10 protein-coding genes are annotated in these 13,280 nt (G+C 36.6%); 7 read left to right on the top strand and 3 right to left on the bottom strand.

Annotated elements, in window-relative coordinates:
• The first annotated feature begins 165 nt into the window (after positions 1 to 165).
• The 3 genes from R3X28_RS03220 (at position 166) to R3X28_RS03230 (ending at position 5,300) form a co-directional block, all read left to right on the top strand.
• Positions 166 to 2,712, top strand: coding sequence for a TonB-dependent receptor (locus R3X28_RS03220; RefSeq protein WP_282053740.1), 2,547 nt, complete (start codon positions 166 to 168; stop codon positions 2,710 to 2,712).
• A gap of 11 nt (positions 2,713 to 2,723) precedes the next feature.
• Positions 2,724 to 3,875: a hypothetical protein gene (locus tag R3X28_RS03225; protein WP_282053739.1), complete on the top strand. Its 1,152-nt coding sequence runs from the start codon at positions 2,724 to 2,726 to the stop codon at positions 3,873 to 3,875.
• A 69-nt stretch (positions 3,876 to 3,944) separates the two neighbouring features.
• Positions 3,945 to 5,300 carry an endonuclease gene (locus R3X28_RS03230; RefSeq protein ID WP_317662349.1) on the top strand — a complete coding sequence of 452 codons (1,356 nt, stop codon included), beginning with the start codon at positions 3,945 to 3,947 and terminating at the stop codon, positions 5,298 to 5,300.
• 108 nt (positions 5,301 to 5,408) lie between these two features.
• On the opposite strand, the gene R3X28_RS03235 is transcribed toward R3X28_RS03230, so the two are convergent.
• Entirely contained in the window at positions 5,409 to 5,900 is a 492-nt protein-coding gene (locus R3X28_RS03235; protein ID WP_154363296.1) for a threonine/serine exporter family protein, read from the bottom strand.
• The gene (locus R3X28_RS03240) at positions 5,900 to 6,658 is read right to left on the bottom strand and encodes a threonine/serine exporter ThrE family protein (RefSeq protein WP_154363294.1); all 759 of its coding nucleotides are present in this window, start codon (positions 6,656 to 6,658) and stop codon (positions 5,900 to 5,902) included. Before R3X28_RS03240 ends, R3X28_RS03235 begins: the two co-directional genes overlap by 1 nt.
• A gap of 132 nt (positions 6,659 to 6,790) precedes the next feature.
• On the opposite strand from R3X28_RS03240, the gene R3X28_RS03245 reads away from it, so the two are divergent.
• Both R3X28_RS03245 and R3X28_RS03250 read left to right on the top strand, forming a co-directional pair.
• Positions 6,791 to 7,246 (top strand): hypothetical protein, encoded by a 456-nt coding sequence (locus R3X28_RS03245; RefSeq protein ID WP_317662352.1) that lies wholly within the window; start codon positions 6,791 to 6,793, stop codon positions 7,244 to 7,246.
• A 49-nt stretch (positions 7,247 to 7,295) separates the two neighbouring features.
• Positions 7,296 to 7,889 carry a DUF1080 domain-containing protein gene (locus tag R3X28_RS03250; protein WP_317662354.1) on the top strand — a complete coding sequence of 198 codons (594 nt, stop codon included), beginning with the start codon at positions 7,296 to 7,298 and terminating at the stop codon, positions 7,887 to 7,889.
• A 3-nt stretch (positions 7,890 to 7,892) separates the two neighbouring features.
• Here R3X28_RS03250 and R3X28_RS03255 read toward each other — a convergent pair whose 3' ends face one another.
• A complete protein-coding gene (locus tag R3X28_RS03255) occupies positions 7,893 to 8,930 on the bottom strand; it encodes an endonuclease/exonuclease/phosphatase family protein (protein WP_317662356.1) in 1,038 nt (345 codons plus the stop codon).
• 157 nt (positions 8,931 to 9,087) lie between these two features.
• Here R3X28_RS03255 and R3X28_RS03260 point away from each other — a divergent pair, with 157 nt between their 5' ends.
• Together R3X28_RS03260 and R3X28_RS03265 are read left to right on the top strand one after the other, a co-directional pair.
• Positions 9,088 to 11,769 carry a TonB-dependent receptor gene (locus R3X28_RS03260; protein ID WP_317662358.1) on the top strand — a complete coding sequence of 894 codons (2,682 nt, stop codon included), beginning with the start codon at positions 9,088 to 9,090 and terminating at the stop codon, positions 11,767 to 11,769.
• Positions 11,770 to 11,902: 133 nt separating this feature from the next.
• Positions 11,903 to 13,273 carry a DUF5689 domain-containing protein gene (locus R3X28_RS03265; RefSeq protein ID WP_317662360.1) on the top strand — a complete coding sequence of 457 codons (1,371 nt, stop codon included), beginning with the start codon at positions 11,903 to 11,905 and terminating at the stop codon, positions 13,271 to 13,273.
• The last annotated feature ends 7 nt before the right edge of the window (positions 13,274 to 13,280 follow it).

Genomic DNA, 13,280 nt, shown 5'->3' on the forward strand with positions numbered 1-13,280 from the left:
ATTTTTCATTTCTTAATAAAGGTTGATAACTTCTTGTCTGTCAGCTGGCATTAGTGTTTTTTTATGTTAATTTTAACACGCTAAATTTAACATAGGCTTAATATACGGTCCATTAAAAAAGATCACATTTGCACTTTGTATTAAACCAAATTAAACACTCAAAAAATGAAAAGAATGTACATGGTCTTAGCAGCATTTTTAATGACTGCTTTGGCGTTTTCCCAAGAAACAATCACTGGTACTATCGTAGACGGTGAAACCGGGGCCCCGCTACCGGGAGCAAGTATTATTGTAAAAGGAACCTCTAACGGTACTTCTGCGGATTTTGATGGAAATTTCACAATTAACGTTTCAAATGAATCCGGGACTTTAAGGGTTTCTTATTTAGGTTTTAACACCAAAGAAATGCCTTTTACATCTACTGGTAATATTGGGACAATCACATTAATGCCGGATGCCAGTGCCTTGGATGAGGTAATAGTGACGACTTATTCTTTGGCAGTAGATCGTAAGACACCAGTGGCTGTATCTACAATCAAGGCTGGAGATATTGAACTTAAACTTGGTACACAAGAATTTCCTGAAATTTTAAAATCTACACCTGGGATATATGCTACAAAGTCTGGTGGTGGTTTTGGTGATGGTAGAGTTAATATTAGAGGATTTAGTTCTGAAAACGTTGCTGTAATGATAAACGGTATTCCTGTAAACGATATGGAAAATGGTGCAGTTTATTGGTCTAATTGGGCTGGTCTTGGAGACGTTACTAGAGCTATGCAAGTGCAAAGAGGTTTAGGTGCTTCAAAAATTGCGGTTCCTTCTATTGGAGGAACAATTAATGTAGTAACAAAAACTACAGATGTTGAAGAAGGGGGTAATATAATTAGTTCTGTTGGTAATGATGGTTATCAAAAATATGGAGCAACATACTCTACCGGTTTATTAGATAATGGTTTTGCAGTAACAGTTTCAGGAGCTAGTACTAAAGGTCAGGGTTATGTAGATGGAACAGAATTTACTGGAATCTCTTACTTTTTGAATATTTCAAAACAGATAAACGACGCCCACGAAATATCATTCTCTGCTTTTGGTGCTAAACAAAGACACGGACAAAGACAAAATAGACAACTTATTGAAACATATGAGAAAAGTGAAAATGGTAGAAAATTTAATGCAGACTGGGGTTATAAAAATGGTCAAGTAACACACCAGGAAGATAATTTTTATCACAAACCTCAAATGTCATTAAATCACTACTGGGATATTAATGAGAATACAAATTTATCAACTGTGGTTTATGCATCCTTCGGTTCAGGAGGAGGCGGTGGTTACGCAGGGACTAATAAATTTTCTTTCGATGGAACAGGATTTAGTGAGTATAGGGATGGTTTATATGGCACTATAGATTTTGATAAAATTGTTGATGAGAATATTTCTGCAGGAGCAAATGGTGCGGAAACCTATTTAAGAGCTTCTCGTAACGATCATAATTGGTACGGTGTTTTATCTACATTAAAAACTAATCTATCTGATAATCTAGTATTATTAGGAGGTTTGGATTATAGAAACTATAAAGGTATTCACTTTTCAGAAGTGACAGATTTATTAGGAGCCCAATATGCATTGGGTGATGGTGATGTAAATAACCCAAATGCCATTTTAAAAGTAGGTGACAAAAGAGACTACTATAATGATGGTTTAGTTGGTTGGTTAGGAGCTTTTGCTCAATTGGAATACGATGTTAATGATAAAATAAATACATTTATTTCTCTTGCAGCTTCTAATACTGGTTACAAAAGAGTGGATTATTTTAATTATTTGGATTCTGATTCATTACAAGAAACAGACCGTTATAATTTCTTCGGATTTAGTACAAAAGGGGGTGCAAACTACAGAATTGATGAAAAGCATAATGTATTTGCAAATTTAGGATACTTCGAAAAAGCAGCAGACTTTGATGCGGTATTCCAAAACTTTGATAACGAGCACATTAATGAGGATGCTGCAAATCAAAAAATTACAAGCTTCGAGTTAGGTTATGGTTACCGTACATCTAAATTATCAGGTAATATTAACTTATATAGAACTACTTGGAGTGATAGAACAGAGACTGTTGGTTTTCAACAACCAGATGGAACAAATGCTTTTGCGAATATTTTAGGGGTAAACGCAATTCACCAAGGTGTAGAGGTTGATTTTGTTTATAGAGCGTCTGAAAAATTTAGCTTAACAGGTATGCTTTCTTTAGGAGACTGGAGATGGGATAGTGATGTAACAGATGTTCAGATTCTTGATGAAGATCAAAATTTAATAGAAACAGTAAACCTGTTTATAAAAGATTTACATGTTGGTGATGCTGCGCAAACAACCTTTGCTTTAGGTGCAAATTATAATTTTGGGCCTAAAACTACTTTAGTATTGGATTACAATTATTATGATAATTTATTTGCAGATTTTGATCCAAGTGACCGTGGTACAGCTGGGGCTCCAGATGCATGGGAGTTGCCATCATATGGTTTGTTTGATGCTGCAATTACACATGGTTTTAACTTTGGCCCTTTTGATACTACAATAACAGCCAGGATGAATAATGTGTTTGACACTAGATACGTTACGGATGCACAGGATGGTACAGGTTCTGTTGCAGAAACAGCATTGGTATATTACGGTTTTGGTAGAACATTTAGCCTTGGGGCAAAACTTAACTTTTAAAAAAAAATAAAATGAAAAAAGCAATTTGTTTTTTACTAATACTAGGAGCTACATTTACATCGTGTGAGCCTTTAGAAGATATAAATGATGATATAAATGCTCAAGAAAATTTTATTGTCGGGGATAGTAATTATACCTTAACTGATGATGATTATGATGCATTAGATAAGTCTTATGGTAATTTTAATTCTACAGATGAGGCTAAAGAATTAATACCAGGATTGTTAAGTACTATATATCCAGTTTGGGGTTCAGGTTCAAGTTCCTTGGTAACTTATAATGTATATTCACCTTTAGATACAGAAGATTTTGTTTATCGTTATACTGTAACAGATGCTGATTATGATGCTAATCCTGAAACTGCGGAGTATAATAATTTTGATGATGAAGATCAGATATATGTTTTTCTTGACACAAAATATACTACGCCAGAAGAGGGAGATTTAGTTTCATTAACTTATAAGTTTTATGATGGAACCACAAATACATTGAATAATGGCTTCTTCTATACGAACGGAAGTTGGGTGTTTATACAGGGTTTTACTGATGATGAATACAATGAGATGGGAGAAGGTTATCCTAATTTCAGTTCAGAAGATGAAGCTGAAACTAAAATTCCGATTTATTTAGAGGATAAATATAAATATGAAGGAAAAGAAGCTGGTGATTTAGCTGCAATTATGTATAAATTGTACACTACTGATGAGTATGATTTAGACGAGGACGGTAGTACGGAAGATAATACTACTGTTAGTTTTATTAGCTATTATATATATGATGGTTCTTCTTGGTCAGTACGTTCTAGTGAAATTCAAGAGACACTTCAATTTGGTCATGATGGTGAAAATTGGGTCCCCGATAATACAATTAAATACACTTTGGCTTCAGCTGATTATGCATTTATTGGGAATGCATTGAGCTCAAAGTATTCGGGGCCAGCTGCTAGTGCATTAAATTATAGTAATTTTGATAGAAGATCTGGTAACTCTGCTGAATGGACTGATGATATGTTATTAGAAGCATTCAACTTACTATTAGATGAAATTGACCCTGATGCTGAAGAGGCACAAAAATATTTGATTGCTTTTGATGTTTATAATGGATCAAATGCTGTTGAGACTTTGAGTGTTATTAAAACAGGCGGAGTTTGGGTTTTTAACTAAAAAATATTTTTTTTTTTAAAACCTCTATTATATGAATTTATAATAGAGGTTTTTTTATAAATTTAATACATGAGAGAATCAATATTTTTAATTTCAATATTCATGCTATTTATCGGCTGTAGTAGTGAAAGTAGTACAGTTGAACAGGTTGAAGATGAACTTATTGTTCTAAAACCCATAGCTGTTGATGATATTATCAGTGCAACCGAAGATCAGGAAATAGTACTGGCTGATTTACTCTTAAATGATACTATTGAAAATAGTGCCCGTATTACATCTTTTGATTCAACTAGTACAGAAGGGGCTACAATTATTGATAATAGAGATAACACCTATACTTATGTTCCAATAGATGGTTATGTTGGCGAGGATACTTTTACATATACTATTTGTGATTTTGAGGATCCACAAAATTGCTCTACCGCAATGGTAACAATAAATCTAGAGGATGAAGGAACACCAATTGCTGAAGATGATTTGTATCATACTTTAGAAAATACCTCAATTGTGATAGAAGATGCTTTACTTAATGATAGTGCTATAGATAATTCGACTCTTTTTTCAATCGAAAGTTTAAATACACAAGGTAGTATTGAAATAAATGAATCAGGAGCAATTCTTTATACACCAGAAAATAACTTTATTGGTAGTGATACATTTACTTATACTATTTGTGATGATGATTTACCAGAAAAAAGCTGTTCCAGTGCTACAATTACAGTTAATGTTTTAGAATCAATATCATTTAATATTCCTACAGATTTGGAGTATTATTATGATGATTTGGCAATGTCTGAAGATGCTAGTATTAGTTTTGAGCAATTACGGAATCATGTTATTGATAATCACACAACAATATTGTCCTATAGTCAAAGACATATGTATTTGTATAATGCCGACGCAGATTTAAATAATCAAGATAATGTTATATTAATGTATTCGAGCGATAGTAGATATTGGGAAGAGTATACTTCAGGGACAAATTCGTATTCTCCCCAAACGTTTAATACGGAGCATATATACCCTCAATCCTTATTAAGTTCTGAATATGCAGTAACGGATTTACATCACTTAAGAGCTGCAGATGCTGATGTGAATTCTGAAAGGCTTAACTATCCTTTTGCAGATAGTAGTGGTTCATATGCTTTAATAAATAACAATAGTTGGTATCCTGGTGATGAATGGAAAGGAGATGTTGCAAGAATGATTTTTTACTTAAATGTAAGATACGGTGAAACTTTTAATAGAGTAGGTACTTTAGAGCTCTTTTTGGAATGGAATATTGAAGACCCTGTTTCTGATTTTGAATTACAACGAAATGCAATCATTGAAGGAGCGCAAGGTAATAGAAATCCTTTTATAGATAATCCATATTTAGCTACCTTAATTTGGGGAGGTAATGCAGCTGAAAATAAATGGGAATAAATTATAAAAAAACCCTGACGGTAACGTCAGGGTTTTTTTATGCTTAAAAAGAAGTCAATTTTAAGGCGTAATAACCGGTGTTAATCCAGCATTTTAATGTTCAAGTGGTTATTTACCATCGTTTTTTTTAACCGTTTCCTTTCTAGATAGCAGCAAGGGCAAGGATACTCCTATGGTTATGGCAATTAGAATGAATATCGTGGTAAAACCATTAAAGAAAATGGATGCCATTAATTCCATCCTTTTTTGAGGGTCTTTTTCCATAAAAGTAAAGGACATTATAGACAAAACGGTTTCATAGGCATAATACCCCGGAATCATAGGAATAACGGCAGGAATCGAAAAAACGACCGGAGGATGGTGAACCTTGTGTGCCAAGGGGCTACTTAAGATTCCGACAAAACTCGCCGCAACTAATGTAGACAATACGATATTGATGTTAAGATCTATTAGAAAGAATTTTACCAAGCCTGCAGCTAAACCAAGAAAAAATACGACCAAAATAGTTTTACGGGGAATATTGAATAGTATTCCAAATCCAACGGCCGCAATACCTGACCATATCGATAACTCCGATACCTTTATTATAGCTTCTTCCATCAATTCAATTGAAATATTAACATAGTAATGAAAAGACCTAGGGCAATGGAAAGAAAGGTCATCGCTCCGTTTGTGAATCTAACCATACCATTTAGGATATTGTTGTCCAAAAGATCTGTAAATGAGTTTATTAAAGGGACACCTGGAACTAAAAACAATACAGAGGTTGCCAAAGCTGCTTGGGGGTGGCTCCCTAAGCTGTATGATACACCCAATGAAGCAATGAAAGAGGCCGAAAACGAGGCCAGGAAAGTTGCGATATTACCGTTGATTTTGTGGTTATGGGCGGTCTGTAGTATATATAGGCCCAATAATGTACTGATGAAAGCCACTAACATATTTAGATAATCCCCCTTAAAAATATTGCAAAACCCCGCACCGGCAAGACTAACGGCTATAAGTACTATAGCTCTTGGATATCTGCCCTGTGATTTTATTGTTTGTAATTCCTTTTCTATTTGGGCTATGGTCCAATCCTCGCTTAAAGCACTCCAACTCGCTCTACTGATCGAGGAAATGGTAGAAAAATTGATTTGGTATTTAGGTATTTTCTTAACTCTCGTGAAAGTTGCTTCAGTTTCATTATCGGTGACGGTTAAAACCAAGGTTTTATGGGTAACCATACTATAGGCTTGACAATTTAAGGTGGTAGCGAACCGGGTAAGACTTAGGTTTATTCTGTTGGTGTTAGCTCCGGATACCATTAAAAGGGAGGATATGTCTAACAGCAGATCCGCCGTTTTTTTTAGCTTGTCCATAATATTTATGCATAAGGGAAAAGTAAAAGCAAAATTACTGTTTTTGGAGGTTCGTGGTATACGGCATAGTTCTTATTTTTTATGCGTAAAAAGTAGTATTTTTAGACCATCATATTAATCAACTTAAATATTATGGAAGAACCAGGACTTGCGTATCAATGGGTATTGCAATTACACTCGTATTTGGCTTATGTGGCATTAGCCGTTTTATTTTTGGCTGTTGCCAATGCTATTATCGGTTTAGTAAGCAATAAAATGTTTTTGCCCCAAAAAGATTTTCGAATTAGCCTTTTCGCACTTATCCTTTGCCATTTACAATTATTGGTGGGACTTATTCTCTTTTTCGTATCACCGAGTGGTTTAAACGCCATTCAGTCTTTAGGTATGGGGGGTATGAATTCCGCTGCCAGGTTATTGGCCGTTGAACATCCCTTTATCAACATTATCGCTTTGGTTTTGATTACCATAGGTTGGTCCAGGCATAAGAAATTTATGGAAGGCAATAAAAAATTCAAAAGTATTGCCATATTTTACGGTTTGGGATTAGTACTTATTTTGAGTAGGATTCCTTGGAACCAGTGGTTTTAAAAATAGTTTTTTAGTACATACATCTTGTCAACTTTAAAAAGTATCAACAATGAAAAACATATTGATTTTAACAGCATTAGTCTTTTCAACACTTGGTTTTGCCCAGGAAATATCATTATTCAATGGGGAGGATCTTTCTGGATGGACGGTCTATGGTACCGAAAAATGGTATGTTGAAGATGGTTTGTTGGTATGTGAAAGTGGTCCGGATGAACAATACGGATATTTGGCAACTGACAAGCACTATAAGGATTTTACCCTAACACTCGAATTTAAACAAGAAGCTGATGGCAATAGTGGGGTATTCATTCGTTCTACCGTAGATGGCACCAAAGTCAGTGGTTGGCAGGTGGAGGTTGCTCCTCCAGGGCATAGCACAGGTGGGGTTTATGAATCTTATGGTCGTGGTTGGCTGATCAAACCGGACCCTGAAAAGGACAAGGCCTTGAAGATGGGCGAATGGAATGAGATGAAGATTCGGGTATATGACGATAAATTGACCTCTTGGTTAAATGGTGTTGAGATGGTAACCATTAGGGATAAAAAAATCGGGGCCGGGGAGGGTTCTATTGCATTGCAGATCCATGATGGGGGTGGTATAAAGGTTAATTGGAGGAACATAAAGATTGCATTGCCGCAATAAAGTCTATTCAGCACTTTTTATCAAATACAGGTATACGGGAAAATGGTCACTATAACCCCCGGTATAGTTTCCGCCTGCATAGGTCCGGTAAGGATACCCTTTATATCTGCCTTTTTTGCTGAAAAGATAGGGTGGGGTAAAAACATTCGCTTTCCAGAAATGGTAGCCACTATCATTGTTCAATAAATTCGAGGTGAAATATATTTGATCGAATAGGTTCCATTTGTCACGGTAGGCCAATGATCCAATCCCTTTTTTGTACAATTTCTCCATAGGGTTAAATAAATCGTTTGTTTCCAGTTTCTTTTTCTTGCCCTTTGTTTTTAAAATTTTCTTAAGGCTGTCATCTGTGGGGTCATCGTTTAAATCGCCCATACTTATGATCTTTGCCGAACGGTCTATTTTTATGATAGAATCAATGATTTTTTTGTTCAACGTGGCCGCGGCCAAACGATTTGGTCTGCTCCTTGCTTCGCCACCACTTCGGGAAGGCCAATGGTTTACGATGCAATATATCTGTTCATTATCCAATAAACCGCCAACAACCAATTGATCTCGTGTATAATCTCGATAACCGTCTTCCTTATGAAGTAAGAGTCGTCTACTTTGAAAGCTTGTTGGTAGAAAAACTGACTCCTTATAGATAAGGGCAACATCAATGCCGCGCTCATCCGGGGAATCAAAATGAACTATTCTGTAATTCATTTTTTCAAGTGTTTTGTGGTGAACCAAGTCTTCGATTACTTTTCTGTTTTCCACCTCACAAACGCCAAGAATATCAGGAGAAGAGGATCCTTTCACTTTACCGATTTCGGAAATTACCTTGGCCATATTGGCAATCTTATGTAGGTACCGCTCTTCGGTCCACCTGTCTTTCCCTGCAGGAGTGCGATCATCGTCATGGGTCAATGAATCATTTTCAATATCGAAAAGGTTTTCAAGATTGTAGAATGCGATAGTTCTTATTTTGTAAGTATTTCCTTTTTGGGGAAAAATAAGAATTGGAAAAATCAACACAAAAAACAGTAATCGAATATTCATAAAAAATTATTGAATTCAACGAAAATACATTAAAACATAAATAAATACTTACAAAATTAAGAGTATTATTAATATATTTAACCAGAACACCAACCAAAGTATATTAGAATTGCGTTTTGCCCTAGTTTTATTTTTTGCATTTAGCCTGTGCCAAGTGATGTATGGCCAAGTGTCTGGTTATGCATCCGGTTACGTGCTTTCAGGGTTTTCCAATGAACCTATTTCAGGAGGTGTGATTACCTTGGAAGGCGGTTTAAATTCCATAAAAACAGATGACAAAGGTTTTTTTTCAATTTCTATGGATAATCCCGGTGATTTTATCCTAAGTATTACGGCTTCGGGGTACGTTTCCAAAAGAATTCCCATTTTTTATGAAGGAAATCATATTGATTTAGGGAATGTTTTATTGGACAAGGATATTGAATTCGACAAAACCGATAACCTGGTTACTTTAACGGATACTGAATTTTCAGAGGAAGAAAATTCGATGGTAACAGTAGGGTTGTTACAAGCTACCAAGGATATTTTTTTAAGAAGGGCGGCCTTTGATTTTGGTCAGGCTTTTTTTAGGGTGCGGGGGTATGATTCCCGAAATGGAACGGTCATGATCAATGGCCTGCCCATGAATAAGTTGTTTGATGGTCGTCCGCAATGGAATAATTGGGGTGGTTTGAACGATGTAACACGGAATCAACAATTCTCTAACGGACTTAATGCTTCTGACTATACCTTCGGCGGTATTCTTGGAAACACCAATATAGATACCAGACCCTCTGGTTTACGCCCAGGATTTCGATTTTCAGCCTCAGCATCGAATAGGACGTATACAGGGCGGGTAATGGCCACTTATACCTCCCCAAAACAAAACAACGGATTATCATATACCATATCGAGCTCCCGAAGATGGGCAACTGAAGGCTTCATTGATGGCACATTGTATGATGCCTTTTCTGTATATGGGGCGATGGAATACCAGCTGGATGCTAAAAATAGTTTAATGGCGACGGCAATTTTAGCTTCTAACAGGCGAGGACGTTCTTCAGCGATAACCGAGGAAGTGCACGATCTGGTCGGTGGTAGCTATAATCCGTATTGGGGATATCAAAATGGAAAAATTCGAAATTCAAGGGAACGTAAAATAGCTGAACCTGTAGTAATATTGAATCACTTTTTTGAGTCTGATAATTTTAATTTGAATACAGGTATTTCTTATCAATTCGGTAATCACGCCAAAAGTAGATTGGGGTATTACAACGCCCCTAATCCCGAGCCTGTGTATTACAGGTACCTCCCTAGTTTTTATATCAACAGTCCTATAGGTGCTAATTTCATAAGTGCCGATATGGCAAAGCAAGGTTTCTTGGATGATCCGCAAATGAAATGGGAATCGGTATATGCCGCTAATTCAAAAGAAAAAGCAGCTTATGTTTTATATGATGATGTGGTCGAAGACAATCAATTAACGATCAACAGTATTGGTAATATCAACTTCCCAAATCATTTGAAAATGGATTTCGGTTTTACTTTTAAACAATTGGAATCGGATAATTACGCCAAGATAATCGACCTTTTTGGGGCAGAATACCATGAAGATATTGATCCTTTCTCAAATACGGCGAATAATCTGGATGGGGAAACGAATCGATATGACGGGGATATTTTTAATTATCATTATGGGTTAACGGCCGCTCAATGGAATGCTTTTGTACAGTTAGGATATGCCTATAAAAAATGGAATGGGTTTATTGCCTTCAACCAAACCGGTACAAAGTATCAAAGAAACGGATTGTTCAGAAATGAACGCTATTTAGAGAATTCCATGGGAAAAAGCGAAACAATTAACTTCTCGAATTTTGGGTTTAAAGGAGGGTTATCATATCAGATTACCGGAAGACATTGGTTAAGGGCCAATGCGGCTTTGATTCAAAGGCCAGCGGTAATTCAAAACACTTTTGTGAACCCAAGGGAAAACAATGGGGTCGTACCCGATCTTCAAAGTGAAACGGTAAGTAGTGTAGATGTCAATTATTTTTTAAGACTACCGAAATTAATAGGCAGAATCACTGGTTTTTACACTCGATTTCAGAATACCACGGATGTGAATTATTTCTATGTGGATGCTGGTGTGGGTTCAGATTTTGTTCAGGAAGTCATAACAGATCTTGATAAATTACATATGGGTACCGAATTGGGGTTGGAGTATGAGTTGTCGTCATCGGTAAAACTTTCAGTTGCAGGGGCGATTGGTAAATATTTGTATGCCAGTGACCCCAATGTCACTATTAATTTTGATACGGCAGGGGCCGAGGAAGACCTGATAAATCTAGAAGGCACCATTGATTTAGGAATCGCCAAGGTAAAGGATTATAAGCTGTCGCAAGGTCCTCAAAAAGCTTTTGCACTAGGTATTGAATATCGCGATCCGAAATATTGGTGGGTATCGGCCACCACAAATTACTTAGCCAATAATTATGCGAATTTATCAACCATAACAAGAACACCAAGTTTTTATATAGATCCAGAAACCGGAGAGCGATTTCCTGATGCTACCGAGGAAAATGTGGCTAGGTTATTAAAACAGAAGTCATTGGACGAATTTTATTTATTGAATTTGGTTGGTGGTAAATCTTGGTTGAAAAAAGGAAAGTATATCAGTGTTTTTGCCAGTATCAACAATGTATTTGATGCGGTGTTCAGAACCGGAGGTTATGAACAGAGCAGGAATGGTAATTACGGGCAATTAAAACAGGACAACCTAAGTGGCAATCCGTCTTTTGCCCCAAAATATTGGTATGGTTACGGACGAACGTATTTTTTGAATGTGGCATATAGTTTTTAAAAGTGGTAAGTACATGCGAATGACGGGTTGTGATCTTTAGGATTTTCTTGCAGTTCGAGTTCCCAAAAGGTCTACCTACATAAAAATTGAACGGGCACTTTATGTCCATATTTTACCAACAAAATGAATTGGTATGGCAAATAAATTAGTGAAATTTGAAGCATGCATTGCTCTTTTGGTTCTAATAATGCAGATTGGGTGTGTTAAAGACCGAAATTTTGATAAGCCAGAGGAATCATGTGCTTTGGGGCTTGAACCAAATTCGACTTTTGCAGAAGTGAAGGGTTTATATGAAGATGGGACGATAAAGATTCAGGATGATCTCATTATTGAGGGGTACGTGGTCTCATCTGATGAGAAGGGCAATTTTTTTAGTTCGTTGCATTTTCAAGATAGTCCTGAAAATCCTTCAGAAGGATTCCAGTTGGATTTTGATATTAGGGATTCCCATCTATTCTATCCGATAGGGAGTAAAATCTATCTAAAATTAAAGGGACTTTATTTAGGTAAACAACAAGGTGTTTATAAGCTGGGAGGGGTTTTCACTTCTTTCGGTAATCTCTCCGTCGGTAGGTTGCCAGCCAATATTGTGCCTCAACACCTGTTTGTATCTTGTGATGAAGAAGTTTCGTTGATTCCGGTAGAGGCGCAAATTGATCGGTTGGATGATCAAATGGTCAACACGCTTGTACAGTTCGAAGATGTTGAGGTCATAGAAGAGGAACTGGGATTGCCATTTGCAGATGTTGAGGAAGAAACGGAGCGAACGTTAATAGATTGCGATGATAATGACATTATATTACTGAATAGCGGATACTCTGATTTTCAGTCTGGCATCCTTCCGGACAGAAATGGTTCTGTCGTAGGTGTGTTATTAAGGGATAATTCCGGTTTTAAAATAGTTGTAAGGGATTTGGATGATATTTATTTTCAAAATGAAAGATGTGCGGAAGTTATCGATGAATTTACGTCAAATTCAATATTCATTTCAGAATTGGCCGATCCCAACAATAATTCCGGAGCACGTTTTGTTGAGTTATACAATGCAGGTTCAACGGGATTGTCCTTAAAGGGATGGACTTTGATTCGCTACACTAATGATAATACTGAAATTAGTTCAACTATTGATTTAACGGGATATGAAATTGGTGCTGAACGTACGTTGTTGATTTCGCCAAATGCTTCAGAATTTGAAGCCGTTTATGGGTTTGCACCGGATTTGGCCGTTGGCACTAACAGCCCAGCGGATTCTAACGGGGATGATAATCTACAACTTGTAGATCCCTTTGGGACTGTCATTGATTCTTTTGGTGTAATAGGGGAAGATGGTTCGGGTACCGACCATGAGTTCGAAGATGGTGGGGCATTCAGGAGGCCGGAAATTACCCTGGCAAATGCGACCTTTACCTTCAGTGAATGGGTAATTTACAATGATACCGGGGCATCGGGCACAATAAACCAGCCACAAAATGCCCCGGAAAATTTTTCGCCGGGAAGTCGATAAATCTCCT

Source organism: Maribacter sp. TH_r10, assembly GCF_033101095.1.
In the GTDB taxonomy this organism is placed as follows: Bacteria; Bacteroidota; Bacteroidia; order Flavobacteriales; family Flavobacteriaceae; genus Maribacter_A; species Maribacter_A luteus.